Genomic DNA, 13,405 nt, shown 5'->3' with positions numbered 1-13,405 from the left:
CAGATGCCTGGACTCGACCCGAGCGCGATGCGCCGACTCAATACTTCTGTGGTGCTGCGCGCCCTGGCCGAGCACGACGAACCAGTGACGATGGCGACCCTCGTCGGGCAGGTCAAGCTGTCGCGGCGCACGGTCGAGCTCATCCTCACCCAGCTGTGCGAGAGCGGCTGGGCCGTCGAGGTCACGCCCGTGCACGTGGATGTCGGTCGGCCCCCGCGTTACTTCTCGTTCGAGGCCGACCGCGCCCTCGTCGTGGCCGTGCGCATCGACACGCACGCGGCCAGCGCGGCGGTCTCCGACATCCGGGGCCGGGTGCTCGGGCGTGGCCTCGTGACCCTGCGCGACTACTCCGACACGGGCCAGACGATGATCGACGCCGAAGAGGCCGTGGATGCGGCGATCCGGGAGTCGGGCCAGCCCCGCAGCCGGGTGCGCGCCGGGGCCGTCGCATCCGGTGGAGCCATCGACGAGGACGGTGTTGTGCACCGTCTCATCCACGCGCCCGCCTGGAACGAGTTCGCTCTGGCAGACGTGCTCGGCGCGCGGCTCGGAATTCCCCTCTTCGCCGACAACGACGCGAACCTCGCCGCCCTCGCCGAGCACTGGCGTGGTGCGGCGCAGGAGACCGACACGTTCGCATGGTGCATCCTCGGAAACCGCGCCGGTGTCGGCATCGTGATCAAGGGAGCCGTGCACCGGGGATTCAGGGGAGCCGCCGGTGAGATCGTCGAGGCCGGCGTGCTCGACGTCATGCGCATGGAGACGCAGCCGTTCGGTCTGCTGAGTTCGCCGCTGCTCGAGGAACGCCGCCAGGCCGCCCAATGGCTCGCCAGGGCGCGCGGTGGCGACCCCGAGGCCCTGGAGCTTCTGGGCGAGTTCGCCGACGACGTCGCCCGCCTGCTCTCGTCGCTGGCGTGGACGATCGCGCCCGAGGTGATCGTGCTCGGGGGAGGCCTTGAAGTCGCGGAAGACCTTCTTCTTCCCCGCGTCGTCGAGGCCATGAGTCAGCTCGGCACCCTGCGCATCGATGTGCGGGCCACCACGATCGGGGCGGATGCGCCCCTGCTCGGAGCGGTCAAGCTCGTGCTCGACCGCATGGACGTGGAGTTCTTCGGGCCGACCATCGCGGCGTGACCCGCGGCGAGGCCTCGCCTCGCACCGTCACCTCTAGCAGTACCGTCACTTTGAATTTCGCAACACAGTACGCAAATACCGGCAGTACAGGAACCAGGAGCTTCGAATGTCTGACTCGCAGAACACCCCCGACATCCTCATCGTCGGCAGCGGAATCATGGGTGCCGCGACGGCCAGGCTGCTGCGCGAGGCCGACCCGACCGCGCGCATCCTCATGATCGACGGCGCGCCCGTGGTGGGAAACGTGCCCGGGCTGCATCTGCACGACAGCACCGAACCCGCCATCTGGGAGCGCTACAACCAGCGCGTCTCCTCCGGAATCCAGGGCATGTACACGGGCGCCGACGTGACCCCCGACATCACCGACGAGCTGCGCTCGGTGGAGCCCGGCATGTACAACCTCTCGGCGCTCGGAGAGAACGCGGCCGCCATGCCCGCTAGCGCCCTGTCGTGGAACGTGGGCGGAATGGGCGTGCACTGGACCGGGGCGACGCCCTGGCCCGCGGGAGACGAGACCTTCGACTTCGGCGACCCCGAGCAGTGGCAGGCCGACCTCGGCAAGGCGCGCGAGGTGCTCGGCGTGCACCCGGCCGTGCTCGGTCCGACCGTGCCCGGCCAGCAGGTGCTCGACGTGCTCGACGAGCTGTTCGGCGCCTCGAGCGCCGCAGACCGGCACCCGCAGGCCATGCCGATGGCCGTGCAGCCCGGCGCATCCGGGCCCCTGCCGCGCACCGGCCCCAGCCGCATCTTCCCGCCGATCGCCGAGGGAGGCGACGCTGCCTTCGAGCTGCGCGCCGGCACGCTCGCGATCGCGGTGCTGCACGATGGAGGCCGCGCCCGCGGGGCGCGCGTGCGGGACATCGCCTCGGGTGAGGAGTACGACATCGAGGCGTCGGTCACGATCGTCTGCGCCGACGTGATGCGCACGCCCCAGCTGCTGTTCGCGTCGGGCATCCGGCCCGAGGCGCTCGGGCGCTACCTCAACGAGCACGCCTTCGTGACGAGCCGCGTGCTCATGGACCTCGAGCGCTTCGGCCTGACCCTCGACGAACTGCCCCGCGCCCTCGAGGGCGAGTTCGCCACCGACTCGCTCTGGCTGCCGCAGAACGGATCGGCCCAGCCATTCCATGGGCAGATCATGAACTCCGTCTACGTCGACGACGATGATCGGGCGCTCGCGTACTCGGTCGGCGTCTCGCTCTACACGCCCGTCGAGTCGCGAGCCTCGAACAGGCTGGCGTTCTCGCCGACCGAGACCGACGTCACCGGCATGCCGCGCATCACCGTCGAATTCGAGTACACCGACACCGACCTCGCGCTCATCGAGCAGGCCGCCGACACGATCGAACTCGTCGCTCGACGATTCGGAGCGTTCGATCCCGAGACCGAGTCGGCCGTGCTCGCCCCCGGCTCGTCGCTGCACCAGACCGGCACCGTGCGCATGGGCGCCGTCGACGACGGCACGAGCGTCTGCGATCCGGATGGGCGGGTCTGGGGATTCGATGGCCTCTATCTGGCCGGCAACGGGGTCATCCCCACGCCGGTCGTCGGCAACGCCACCCTCACCGGCGTGATCACCGCCGTGCGCGCGGCGAGAGCCGTCGTCCGCCTGCGGGTGTCGGCCGCCTGACCGGCGGTCGCGCATCCATTCGTCTTACCCATCTCCTCCGTCTTGAAGGGACACTCATGAACATCGACACCCTGGCCACCTCGTACTCGATCGAACTGCCCGACTGGATCGCCGACGAGCTCGCCGACGTGCCGGATGCGCTCGGCAGCTACGAGGAGCGCATGCGGCTCGTGCATCGGCTCGCTGCCCGCAACTTCAGGGAGGGAAGCGGGGGACCGTTCGCCGCAATAGTGGTGGAGTCGGACACCGGCAAGATCGTGTCGGTCGGCGTGAACGTGGTGCTGAAGAGCGGTGTCTCGTCGGCGCACGCCGAGGTCACCGCCCTCGGGCTCGCGCAGACGCGCATCGGATCGTGGGACCTCGGCGGCGAGGGCCAACCGGCGCACGAGCTGGTCGTGAACTGGCGCCCCTGCGTTCAGTGCTACGGCGCGACGCTGTGGTCGGGAGTGCGCACGCTCGTGGTCGCCGGCGACGGACCCGAACTCGAGGAGATCACGACATTCGATGAGGGCCCCATGCGCGAGGACTGGGCTCCTCAGTTCGAGGCTCGGGGCATCGCCGTGGTGCAGGACGTGACCCGCGACGAGGCCCTCGCGGTGTTCCGCGACTACCGCGAGCACGTGGATGTGGGCGGCGCGGTCGTGTACAACGCCCGCGCGGCCGAGTGACGGCATCCGGCCCCCGTTTTTGATTGTCCGACCAGGAAGAAGACCATGACGCTCAGCCGCTCGCAGTTCGCGCTCAACCCCATTCAGTGGATCAACATCAAGGCCGACCCGGCGGACCCGGCCAGTGACGACCTCTGGCTCTTCGCCGAGCCGAGCTTTCGCGCGCAGTACCAGGATGTGCTCGCGCAGGTGCGCCGTTCGGGATTCGACGCGACCATGATGGAGGTGCTCGACACGCAGACCCTGCAGAATTACGCCCGCATGCTGCGCGAGACGGGCCTTCGTGTGGCCTCGGGGTACTGCTCGGTGTCGTTGCCCGAGGATTGCCGGGTGTCGCTCGCGCCGGGCAGCGCGGAGTGGGTGCGCTGGTTCGACGGCGTGCGGCGCAAGGCCGAGGAGTCGAACTTCTTCGGGCTGACGTCTGTCTTTCTCGCCCCCGAGGTGTCGTGGGCTCCCGGCACGGTGCGCACGCTCGACGCCGTGGCCGTGGGTGCCGTCTTCGACGAGGGTCGTCTCGACCGGGTGATCGACGTGCTCGGCGAGGCCGCGAGCGTGCTCGCCTCGGAAGGCATCAAGGCCGGCCTGCACAATCACGTGGGCACCTGGATCGAGACCGAGTACGAGATCGACCGCGTGCTCGCCGCCATCTCGCCGGATCTGCTGGGCGCCTCGTTCGACGTCGGGCACCTCGCGTGGGCGGGTATGGACCCGGTCTCGATGCTGGAGCGCTACTCGGATCGCCTCGTCGACCTGCACATCAAGGACCTCGACCTCGACGTGGCGGCCGCGAGCCGGGCGACGCCCACCCCCTACCGCACCGCGACCGACCAGGGGCTGTTCCTCGAGCCGGGGCTCGGCGGGATGGACCTCGACGGCATCCTCGGCGCTCTGCCCGACGGCTTCGGCGGCTGGATCATCATCGAGGTCGACCGCGCGAGCATGGAGCCGTTCGAGAGCGCGAAGGTGAGCCGCGCCTGGCTGGAGTCGACGATCCCGGCGTGACCCTCCGGCATCCGCGCCCGTTCGGCGCATGCGCCGCCGGTCGTCCGGCAGCGGATGCGCCCACAAGGCGCGGATGCTCGCTACAGAGTGCGGGTCGTCGGGTCCCAGGACTCCGGGAGGACCGGGCTCGCGGGGGCCTTGCTCGTGACGCGCACGAATTGGCCGGCCGCCGACGACTCCTCCATCGCGGTCATCACGTCGAGCACGTGGTAGCCCAGCTCGGCCGGCAGCAGGTCGGCGCCGCCCGACCGGATGGCCCGGGCCATCTCCAGCACGGCCGAGCCGCGGCCGCCGGCGTACCCGGTCTCGGCGAGCTCGATGCTCTCCCCGTTGCGCACCAGCGTGCTCGCGCCCTCGAACATGTTCGGGTCGGGCAGCACGAGCGTTCCGGTCTCGCCGGTGATCTCGACGAAACCCGAACGCTGCAGCGGTGAGTCGAAGCTGAAGATGCTCTGCGACGATTCGCCGCCCTCGAAGCGGGCGAGCGCGCTCATCTGCGTGTTCACGGTCACGGGCAGCTCGGTTCCGGCGCGCGGGCCCGATCCGATGACACGGATGTCGCGAGCGCGCGAGCCGATCGCAGCCACCTCGGTGAACGACCCGAAGATGCAGGCGAGTGTCGTGAGGTAGTACGGGCCCATGTCGAACAGCGGCCCCGCGCCGGGAACGAAGAAGAAGTCGGGGTTGGGGTGCCACGATTCGGGGCCCGGGCCCTGGAACGCGGTCATCGCCGTGAGCGGCCGGCCGATGTCGCCGCGGGCGATCGCGCGGAGTGCGCTCTGCACGCCGGGGCCGAGGATCGTGTCGGGTGCGACGCCGATACGAAGACCGGATGCGGCGGCCTGGTCGAGCAGCGCCTGTCCACTTTCGCGGTCGAGACTGATCGGCTTCTCGCTCCACACGTGCTTGCCGGCGCTGAGCGCGGCCGACGAGAGTTCGGCGTGCACGGCCGGGATCGTGAGGTTGATCACGATCTCGACGTCGTCGTCTTTCAGCACCTCGTCCGCGCGTCCGGAACGCGGCACGCCGTATTTCTCGGCCTGCTGCGCGGCCCGTGCGACATCCAGATCGCCGATCATCACGACGCGAACGTCGGGGAACGTGGTGAGGTGCGTGAGGTACTGGTCGCTGATCGCGCCGGCGCCGATGATGCCGATGCCGACGGGGCCGGATCCGACAGGGTTGTAGGTGGCGGGGCTGTAGGCGGAGGTGCTCATCAGCGGAGACCCCTCTCGACGAGGAACTGTCTGGCTTCGGCGATGCCGGCGAAGAGGTCTCCCGAGTAGACGTCGAACTCGACGACGGCGAACTCAAGGTCGGGAACGGCGTCGAGGCCGGCGGCGAGGGGGACGACTCCCTGCCCTGCGGGGAGCTGGCTCGAGAGGTGCTCGGGCTGCTCGAGGGAGGCATGCCCGGCGGGAACCTGGTTGGGCAGGTCGCCGGTGAGCGAGCCGTCTTTTACGTGGATGAACTTGATGCGGTCGGCGTTGCGGGTGAGGAACTCGACTAGGTCTTCGCCTCCCGCGGCCACCCAGTAGGCGTCGACCTCGAGAACGACGGCGGGGTCGAGCAGGCTCGCGAAGTGGTCGAGGCCGGTGACGCCCTCGACGCGGTTGCGGATCTCGCCGTCGTGGTTGTGATAGCCCACGCGCATTCCGCGGGCGGCGGCGGGCTCGACCGCGGAGTTGAGGCGGTCGGCCAGGCGGGCGATGTTCTCGGCGCTCTCCCACAGGGTCGGCGGGGTGAATGACTCGATGACCGTCTTCACGCCCAGCCGCTCGGCCAGGTCGAAGGATTCCTCGAGCTCGCCGGTCGCCAGCGGCACGTGGGCGCTCGGTGCGCTGAGGCCGTGCTTCGGGAGCCCCGCGGCGTAGGCGTCGCCGAACTGCTGCAGGCCGTAGAGCTCGACGGCCGTGAAGCCGAGGTCGGCGATCCGCCCGAGCGTCGCATCCGGATCGGCGGCGAGCGCCTCCTTGACCGTGTAGAGCTGGAGCGAAATGGTCGCGGTCATGCGTCTCCTCAGTGAGTGCGTGCGGGGTGTGCGACAAGCCTAGTTGGCGCGGTGGGATGCGCATACATTTTCGATGGGTGCAGTCGTCATGGCGGGCATCGAGGATCACGTTGTGGGTCTGATCGGCGTCGACACCGATGAGTTCCGGCTGATGTTGGAGGAGCTCGCAACATCCGTGACCCCTGCAGCAGGTTGAAGGAACGGTACGTCGATTTCAGGCGCGGACGAGGTTGATGTTGAAGTCGAATGTTCCGAGTTGTGCGTAGACGGCGAAGAACAGCCGAGAGTACATCTCTGTCGCTCGAGCGGTACTGATGTCGCCCAAGTCGATGATCGATGCATCGGGCCACCCGAATTCACGCAGAATACCCGCGACCGTCCGCTTCGCCTCGTCATGGTCGCCCGCAATGAAGACGGAGTGGCTTCCGGGGAGCCGCCCCGGGTCGATCATGACCTCGAAGTACATGGTGTGGAGCGATTTCACCACGAGGGTCTCGGGAAAAGCCCGCTGGATCTGTTCGCCGAGGCTGTCGTCGTTCGCGATCGTGAGCGTGGGTGGCAGACCACGAGACAGGTCGAGGGGAATGGCGAGATCCAGGAGGACCTTGCCGGCGAGATTGTCGGACCCGACAGCCCGCAAGGCGGCCATCGAATGGGCTCCAGCCGTCGCGTTGAGAACGACGTCTGCGAACCTCCCCGCCTGCGGAAAGCCGAGGACCTGAATGTCGGGGTGGGCTCGATGCCAGTCGGCGAATGAAGGCGAGCCGTCGGTCGTGGTGCGTGCGAGGGTCTCGTCGACGTCGCGGGTTCCGACTGCGACGGCATGTCCGAGGCCCGCGAGCCTGCCGGCCAAGGCCTGACCGACCATGCCGGTTCCGAGTACTGCGATCTTCATAGGGTTATGGTCCGTTTCGGATGTGGATCGGGTGGTGTCAGCGGTTGATGTAGCCCATGTGGACTTCGTTGTAGCGGTCACCGTGCACGCCGACTCTCTGGGCGAGGGTGTCGAGGTCGGCGACCTCGTCGGCGGAGAGACCGACGGATGCGGATCCCGCGTTCTCCTGGATGCGGGACGTGCGGCGGGTGCCGGGGATGGGGACGATCCAGGGCTGCTGGGCAAGGAGCCAAGCCAGGGCTATCTGCCCGGAGGTCACACCCTTCTCGGAGGCCAGCGTCTTCACCTGGTCGACGAGGGCCTGGTTGGCGGCGAGGTTGTCCTGCTCGAATCGGGGAACGCGGCGTCGGATGTCGTCGTCGGAGAGCGTCGTGCTGGCATCGACGGTGCCCGTCAGGAACCCCTTGCCCAACGGGCTGAAGGGAACGAATCCGATACCGAGCTCGGCGAGAGCAGGAAGAACCTCGGCTTCGGGGTCCCGCGTCCACAGCGAGTACTCGCTCTGCACCGTGGTGACCGGATGCACGGCATGGGCGCTGCGGATCGTCTGTGCCGACGGCTCCGACAGCCCGAAGTGGAGCACCTTGCCCTCGGCGACGAGCTCGCCCACCGTGCCGGCGACGTCTTCGATAGGGACGTCAGGGTCGACACGGTGCTGATAGAACAGGTCGATCACGTCGGTGCGGAGGCGGCTCAGGGATGCCTCCGCGACGCGGCGGATCTGCTCGGGACGGCTGTCGAGCCCGACGCTCTGACCGTTCTCGATGCGCCATCCGAATTTCGTGGCGATCTGCACCCGGTCGCGGATCGGTTCGAGAGCCTCGCCGACGAGTTCCTCATTGACGTAGGGGCCGTAGACCTCGGCGGTATCGAAGAAGGTGACGCCGTGGTCGATGGCGGATCGGAGAACGCCGATCATCTCATCCCGGTCTCCCGGATTCGGGCCGTAGCTCTGGGACATGCCCATGCAGCCCAGCCCGATGGCTGAGACCTGAAAGCCCTGGCCGAGAGTTCGTGTGTGCATGATCAAGCCTCCGTTGTCGAGTTGATGTCGGGTGAGGTGCGGTCGCCGCTGACAGGAGCGTCGTTCCGTGCGTGAACCGAGGCCGCAGCGTCGGACGTGACGGCAAGGCTCGCCAGCAGCCGGAGTCGTTCATCGCTGGGCGAGCCGACCTCGGCCGTGTAGATGAGAAGCGACAGGCCGGGTTCGGCAACCAGTTCCAATCCCTCGTAGCTGAGAGTCAGCTCCCCGACAGCGTGGTGGTGGAACGTCTTGGTTCCCGTGCTGTGCTGGCGCACGTTGTGGGCACCCCACCGAGTGCGGAACTCGTCGCTTCGGGTCGAGAGCTCCCCGACGAGATCCTGCAGGCCACGGTCGTGAGGGTCGCGTCCGGCTTCTGTACGGAGGATCGCGACGGTGATATCGGCGGCGGCAGGCCAATCGGGGTAGAAGCTCGTGGCCCGTTCGTCGAGGAACGCGTACCGAGCGATGTTGCCACCCCCGGGACCATCGAATGCCTCGTCGTAGAAGATCCGCCCGAGGCTGTTGGTGGCAAGGATGTCCATACGACCGTTTCGTACGAATGCGGGTCCGCCGGTGATGGCGTCCATCGCCCGTTGCAATCCTGCGCGAGGTGCCCATCCCCGAGGGCGTCGGCGCGGTGTGGTGAGAGCCGGACCGGTGGCCGTCCGTGCGAGATCTGCCAGATGGGCGCGTTCTGCGGAGTCGAGCTGCAGGGCGCGGGCGATCGCATCGAGCACGCTGTCGGAGGTGCCGACAAGATTGCCGCGTTCGATCTTCGCGTAGTACTCCACGCTCACGCCCGCGAGCTGGGCGACCTCGCCCCGCCGCAGCCCGGGCACCCGTCGAGTGCCGCCCTGAGCGAGGCCGGCCTGCTCCGGGGTGAGCCTCGCGCGGCGAGAGGTCAGGAACTCGCGTACTTCGTCTCGATTGTCCACACAACGACCGTACGGCTATGCGGCACGTCGAGGGGTGCTCTGTCAGTACACGTTCCCGTGGAGCCTCCCTCTGCCGGGAGAATCGGCGAACCATGGGAACCGCGGCCACACACCCACGCGGGTGACGCCGCTGACAGACAAGGAGCCGACTTCATGACCGACAACACTCCCCGCACCGGTTGGACGGGCGGACAGAACGCGTTCGGGGACTTCGCCCCCGCCCTCGCCCACTACACCGACCAGATCCTCTTCGACGAGGTGTGGGAACGGCCCGGCCTGTCCAAACGCGACCGCAGCCTGGCCACCGTCACGGCGCTGGTCGCCATGGGCAACATCGACCAGCTGAATTTCCACCTGCCGTTCGCCCGGGACAACGGAGTCACGGAGCAGGAACTGGTGGAGACGATCACCCACCTCGCCTTCTACACGGGCTGGCCGAAGGCCATGAGCGCGATGACGCTCGCCAAGAAGCTCTTCGCGGACGACCGCGAGAAGTGACCCTGGCTCCCGAGCCGAACCCGACGTATCTCGGGAGGGGGCCTCAGGCCAGCGCCACCGCTGGCAGCTCGTAGACCCCGTCGACGCGGCGGGGGATCGCCAACGGGTTCGACTCCTTGAGGGCGTCGGGCAGCGCGCGCTCCGGGGCGTCCTGGTAGGCGACCGGGCGCAACCAGCGGCGCACCGCCGTGGCGCCGACCGAGGTGAACAGCGACGAGGTCGTCGACGGCCACGGGCCTCCGTGCTGCTGCGACCAGGTGACTCCGACGCCGGTCGGCCAGCCCGAGAACAGCACCCGGCCGGCGATGGACTCCAGTGCCGAGACGAGCGGCCCGACCTCCTCCGATTCTCCGGCGTGCAGAGTGGCGGTCAGCGTTCCCTCGACCGCGCCGACCACGGCCAGCGCCTCGTCGGGCGACGAGTACGACACGAGCAGCGTCGTCGGACCGAAGTGCTCCTCGAGCAGCGCCGACGGGTCGGCGAGCACGGCAGCCGCGGTCGTGCGCAGCACTGTGGTCGAGCCCGAACCCGACGACGCCGCCGACGGAGCGGCGGCCAGCACCTCCACGTCATCCCGGCTCGCCAGCGACGAGATGCCCGAGGCGAACGCATCCGCCATGCCCTGCGTGAGCATCGCGCCCGACGAAGGTGTGCCGACGGCGGCGACGAGCGCCGAGTCGAACGCGCTATCCGCGGGCACGAACACCACACCGGGCTTCGTGCAGAACTGCCCGACGCCCATCGTGAACGACGAGGCGAGACCGGCCGCGAGCGACTCGCCTCGCTCTGACACGGCAGAAGCCGTGATCACCACGGGGTTGATGCTGCCCAGCTCGCCGTAGAAGGGGATGGGCGACGGCCGGTTGACGGCCAGGTCGTAGAGGGCCCGCCCGCCGCGCACCGAGCCGGTGAATCCGACGGCGGTGATCGCGGGGTGCACCACGAGGGCGAGGCCCTCCTCGAAGCCCTCGATGAGCGCGAACGTACCAGCGGGAGCTCCCGCGTCGGCCAAGGCGGACACCACGAGCGACGCCGTGAGGCGCGACAGCTTCGGATGCCCCGGGTGCGCCTTCACGATCATCGGGCAGCCCACCGCAAGGGCCGAGGCGGTGTCGCCGCCGGCCACCGAGAACGCGAACGGAAAGTTCGACGCCGCGAACACGGCCACCGGCCCGAGCGGGCGCAGCAGGCGCCGGATGTCGGCGTGCGGCGGGGTCGCGGATGCGTCGGCATGGTCGATGGTCGCCTCGAGATAGGCGCCCTCGCGCACGACCGTGGAGAAGAGACGCAGCTGCGCCGTCGTACGGGCCAGCTCACCGGTGAGGCGCGGGGCGCCGAGGTGGCTCTCTTCGTCGGCCAGTTCGATCAGCTCGGCGGAGTTCGCGTCGAGGCGGTCCGCGACGGCCTCGAGCCAGGCGGCGCGCTGTTCGCCCGATGCCGCGGAGAGCACGGGCGCGGCCGTGACGGCGGCCGCCGCGAGAGTGTCGAGAGTGGTCGACGAGGTCGAGGTGGTCGAGGCGGGAGCAGTAGTGGTCATGATTCCTCCGAGATAAGAGAAGCAGAAGTGGTCGGGCTGATGCCGGTGCATGCGAAGTCGAGGCCGAGACCGGGCCGCGCGTCCTCGCGCAACCTGGCCCGGGCATCCACGATCTCGACGGGCGACGGCGAGGTGATGAGGCCGAGGGACGAGAAGGATGCCTCCTCGACGTCCTCGATGGCGGTCTCGGCGCCCACGGCGAGGGCGAGCTGGCCCGACAGGTCGATGAGCAGGTGCGGCGCGAGCGACGCAGAACTCTCGGTAGAGATGAAGGACGCGATCTCGAGGAACGGAGTGATGCCGCCCACCCGGATGATGTTGGGCTGAAGCACGTCGGCGAACCCGGCATCGACGATGTCCTGGAACCGCTGTAGCGTGTGAATGTTCTCGCCCAGCGCGATCGGAACACCCATGCGCTCGCGGAGGGCGCGGTAGCCGCGGGTGTCCTCGGCGCGCAGGGGCTCCTCGATCCAGCCGAGGTCGAAGCGGCTCAATGCCTCGAGGGCGGTGGTGGCCTGCTCGAGGGTCCAGCGCTGGTTGGCGTCGATGAGCAGCGTGCGGTCGGGGCCGATCGCCTCGCGCACCGCGCCGACCCGCTCGATGTCGACGGCGAGCGAGGGCCCGCCGACCTTGATCTTCACCGTGTCGTAGCCCGACGCGACCCAGCGCGAGGCCTGTGCCACGAGCTCGTCGAGCGGGTAATGCAGGTTCACGCCGCTGCCGTAGACGGGCACGGATGCGCGCTGCGCCCCGAGCAGAGATGCGAGCGGCAGGGCGGCCCGCTTTCCCGACAGATCCCAGAGCGCGGTGTCGAGTCCGGCGAGAGCGATCGTCGTGATTCCGGCCCCGCCGGCCTCGTGCAGCCGAAGCCAGAGGGCGGGCCAGAGCGCCTGCGGATCGGTCGTGCGGCCGACGGCGTAGGGCGCGATCTCGGTGTCGATCATGGCCTGAACGGCGGCGGCGCCAATTGTGGGAGTCCACGAGAAGCCTGTTCCGACGAGGCCGTCCGAGTCCTCCACCTCGACGATCACCAGGTGCAGGTGCGGTTCGTCGGGAACCCAGGGCCGCGGCATCCGGGCACTGAGCCGACGCGTGCGGACGGCCGCAATCGTGGCCGTGCCGGGGGTGAAAGAACTCACGCGACCAGCGACGGCGCGTACTCGGCGGCGAGCGAGTCGCCCACGGCGAGGATGCGCTCGAGCTCGGCGAGCTGCGCCGGATTCGGGTCGACGAGCGGCGCGCGCACCGAACCGACGGGCAGGCCGCGCTGGCGGATTCCGGCCTTGATCAGCGAGACGCCGAAGCCCGGAACCTGGTCGCGCAGTCGCACGAGGGGAACGTAGAACTCCCGCAGCAGTCGCAGTCGGGTCTCTTCGTCGCCCGAGACGTAGGCGCGGTAGTGCGCGGTGGCCAGCTCGGGGATCATGGCGAACGCCGCCGACGAGTAGAGCGGAATTCCGAGGCCGCGGTACGCGCCCTGCGTGAGCTCGGCAGTCAGCAGCCCGTTGAAGAACTGGAAGTCGCTGCGGCCGAACTCCCCGACCGCGAGCACGATCTCCTGCGCGAGGCCCACGTCGCCGATGCCGTCTTTGAAACCGATCACCTTGGGGTTCGCGGCCAGGCGGCGCATGGCGGCGGGAGTGAAGCGAGCGGTGCCTCGGTGGTACACGATCACGGGCAGGCTGCTGGCGGCGGCGACCTGCTCGACATACGAGATGAGGCCTTCTACGGGTCCGCCCACGAGGTAGGGAGGAAGCACGAGCAGGGCGTCGGCTCCGGCCGCCTCGGCGCGGCGGGCGAGCTCGACCGCCTGGCCGAGCGGTCCGCCGGTGCCCGAGATCACGGGAACGCGCCCGTCGACGACCTCGACGGTGGCCGAGACGACGGCCGAGATCTCGTCGCCGGTCAGGGCGTGGAACTCGCCCGTGCCGCACGCCGGGAACACGCCGCCGGGGGAGTGCTCGAGCCGTGACGAGACGTGCTCGCGCAGCAGTCCGAGCTCGACGGCGCCCTCCGAGTCGAACGGGGTGACGGGAAAGAACAGCACGCCGTCGAAGGCGATGGGGGCGGT

At 69.1% G+C, this 13,405-nt stretch carries 14 protein-coding genes; 6 read left to right on the top strand and 8 right to left on the bottom strand.

What is annotated here, in order from left to right:
* The first annotated feature begins 3 nt into the window (after window positions 1-3).
* The 4 genes from ASF06_RS02955 to ASF06_RS02940 all read left to right on the top strand — a co-directional run bounded on the left by ASF06_RS02955 (window position 4) and on the right by ASF06_RS02940 (window position 4,434).
* Window positions 4-1,134 (top strand): ROK family protein, encoded by a 1,131-nt coding sequence (locus ASF06_RS02955; RefSeq protein ID WP_055943086.1) that lies wholly within the window; start codon window positions 4-6, stop codon window positions 1,132-1,134.
* A gap of 106 nt (window positions 1,135-1,240) precedes the next feature.
* Window positions 1,241-2,764 carry a GMC oxidoreductase gene (locus ASF06_RS02950; RefSeq protein ID WP_055943082.1) on the top strand — a complete coding sequence of 508 codons (1,524 nt, stop codon included), beginning with the start codon at window positions 1,241-1,243 and terminating at the stop codon, window positions 2,762-2,764.
* 56 nt (window positions 2,765-2,820) lie between these two features.
* On the top strand, window positions 2,821-3,432 hold the full coding sequence (locus ASF06_RS02945; protein ID WP_055943081.1) for a nucleoside deaminase: 612 nt from the start codon (window positions 2,821-2,823) through the stop codon (window positions 3,430-3,432).
* 45 nt (window positions 3,433-3,477) lie between these two features.
* Window positions 3,478-4,434, top strand: coding sequence for a sugar phosphate isomerase/epimerase family protein (locus ASF06_RS02940; protein ID WP_055943078.1), 957 nt, complete (start codon window positions 3,478-3,480; stop codon window positions 4,432-4,434).
* Between the two features lie 80 nt (window positions 4,435-4,514).
* On the opposite strand, the gene ASF06_RS02935 is transcribed toward ASF06_RS02940, so the two are convergent.
* Window positions 4,515-5,651, bottom strand: a complete 1,137-nt coding sequence (locus ASF06_RS02935; protein WP_055943075.1) for a Gfo/Idh/MocA family protein — start codon at window positions 5,649-5,651, stop codon at window positions 4,515-4,517.
* Entirely contained in the window at window positions 5,651-6,445 is a 795-nt protein-coding gene (locus tag ASF06_RS02930) for a sugar phosphate isomerase/epimerase family protein (protein ID WP_055943072.1), read from the bottom strand. Before ASF06_RS02930 ends, ASF06_RS02935 begins: the two co-directional genes overlap by 1 nt.
* A 73-nt stretch (window positions 6,446-6,518) precedes the next feature.
* On the opposite strand from ASF06_RS02930, the gene ASF06_RS20100 reads away from it, so the two are divergent.
* Window positions 6,519-6,641: a hypothetical protein gene (locus ASF06_RS20100; protein WP_268750635.1), complete on the top strand. Its 123-nt coding sequence runs from the start codon at window positions 6,519-6,521 to the stop codon at window positions 6,639-6,641.
* Between the two features lie 18 nt (window positions 6,642-6,659).
* Here the strand turns inward: ASF06_RS20100 and ASF06_RS02925 are convergent, their stop codons facing one another.
* Genes ASF06_RS02925 through ASF06_RS02915 form a run of 3 tightly spaced genes read right to left on the bottom strand, consistent with a single transcriptional unit; the run spans window position 6,660 to window position 9,299 of the window.
* On the bottom strand, window positions 6,660-7,340 hold the full coding sequence (locus ASF06_RS02925; protein ID WP_055943069.1) for an NADPH-dependent F420 reductase: 681 nt from the start codon (window positions 7,338-7,340) through the stop codon (window positions 6,660-6,662).
* A 37-nt stretch (window positions 7,341-7,377) separates the two neighbouring features.
* Window positions 7,378-8,364: an aldo/keto reductase gene (locus ASF06_RS02920; protein WP_055943066.1), complete on the bottom strand. Its 987-nt coding sequence runs from the start codon at window positions 8,362-8,364 to the stop codon at window positions 7,378-7,380.
* Window positions 8,365-8,366: 2 nt separating this feature from the next.
* Entirely contained in the window at window positions 8,367-9,299 is a 933-nt protein-coding gene (locus ASF06_RS02915; RefSeq protein ID WP_055943064.1) for a helix-turn-helix transcriptional regulator, read from the bottom strand.
* Between the two features lie 153 nt (window positions 9,300-9,452).
* Here ASF06_RS02915 and ASF06_RS02910 point away from each other — a divergent pair, with 153 nt between their 5' ends.
* Window positions 9,453-9,797 carry a carboxymuconolactone decarboxylase family protein gene (locus tag ASF06_RS02910; RefSeq protein WP_055943061.1) on the top strand — a complete coding sequence of 115 codons (345 nt, stop codon included), beginning with the start codon at window positions 9,453-9,455 and terminating at the stop codon, window positions 9,795-9,797.
* Window positions 9,798-9,840: 43 nt separating this feature from the next.
* Here ASF06_RS02910 and ASF06_RS02905 read toward each other — a convergent pair whose 3' ends face one another.
* The 3 genes from ASF06_RS02905 to ASF06_RS02895 are packed head-to-tail and all read right to left on the bottom strand — an operon-like array spanning window position 9,841 to window position 13,396.
* A complete protein-coding gene (locus ASF06_RS02905; protein WP_055943058.1) occupies window positions 9,841-11,334 on the bottom strand; it encodes an aldehyde dehydrogenase (NADP(+)) in 1,494 nt (497 codons plus the stop codon).
* Window positions 11,331-12,473, bottom strand: a complete 1,143-nt coding sequence (locus tag ASF06_RS02900) for a mandelate racemase/muconate lactonizing enzyme family protein (protein ID WP_235500868.1) — start codon at window positions 12,471-12,473, stop codon at window positions 11,331-11,333. Before ASF06_RS02900 ends, ASF06_RS02905 begins: the two co-directional genes overlap by 4 nt.
* Window positions 12,470-13,396, bottom strand: coding sequence for a 5-dehydro-4-deoxyglucarate dehydratase (locus tag ASF06_RS02895; RefSeq protein ID WP_055944098.1), 927 nt, complete (start codon window positions 13,394-13,396; stop codon window positions 12,470-12,472). The genes ASF06_RS02900 and ASF06_RS02895 overlap by 4 nt, the downstream gene beginning before the upstream one ends.
* Window positions 13,397-13,405 lie beyond the last annotated feature (9 nt).

The organism is Agreia sp. Leaf244 (assembly GCF_001422695.1).
In the GTDB taxonomy this organism is placed as follows: domain Bacteria; phylum Actinomycetota; class Actinomycetes; order Actinomycetales; family Microbacteriaceae; genus Agreia.
The sequence above is the reverse complement of the archived record's forward strand: the minus strand, read 5'-3'. Positions and strand labels throughout refer to the sequence as shown.

What these genes read in the sequence shown, in the direction of transcription:
- ASF06_RS02925 (WP_055943069.1), bottom strand. Translation starts at nt 7,340, where the DNA reads ATGAAGATCGCAGTACTCGGAACCGGCATGGTCGGTCAGGCCTTGGCC.
- ASF06_RS02910 (WP_055943061.1), top strand. Translation starts at nt 9,453, where the DNA reads ATGACCGACAACACTCCCCGCACCGGTTGGACGGGCGGACAGAACGCG.
- ASF06_RS20100 (WP_268750635.1), top strand. Translation starts at nt 6,519, where the DNA reads ATGGGTGCAGTCGTCATGGCGGGCATCGAGGATCACGTTGTGGGTCTG.
- ASF06_RS02935 (WP_055943075.1), bottom strand. Translation starts at nt 5,651, where the DNA reads ATGAGCACCTCCGCCTACAGCCCCGCCACCTACAACCCTGTCGGATCC.
- ASF06_RS02950 (WP_055943082.1), top strand. Translation starts at nt 1,241, where the DNA reads ATGTCTGACTCGCAGAACACCCCCGACATCCTCATCGTCGGCAGCGGA.
- ASF06_RS02940 (WP_055943078.1), top strand. Translation starts at nt 3,478, where the DNA reads ATGACGCTCAGCCGCTCGCAGTTCGCGCTCAACCCCATTCAGTGGATC.
- ASF06_RS02945 (WP_055943081.1), top strand. Translation starts at nt 2,821, where the DNA reads ATGAACATCGACACCCTGGCCACCTCGTACTCGATCGAACTGCCCGAC.
- ASF06_RS02930 (WP_055943072.1), bottom strand. Translation starts at nt 6,445, where the DNA reads ATGACCGCGACCATTTCGCTCCAGCTCTACACGGTCAAGGAGGCGCTC.
- ASF06_RS02920 (WP_055943066.1), bottom strand. Translation starts at nt 8,364, where the DNA reads ATGCACACACGAACTCTCGGCCAGGGCTTTCAGGTCTCAGCCATCGGG.
- ASF06_RS02955 (WP_055943086.1), top strand. Translation starts at nt 4, where the DNA reads ATGCCTGGACTCGACCCGAGCGCGATGCGCCGACTCAATACTTCTGTG.
- ASF06_RS02905 (WP_055943058.1), bottom strand. Translation starts at nt 11,334, where the DNA reads ATGACCACTACTGCTCCCGCCTCGACCACCTCGACCTCGTCGACCACT.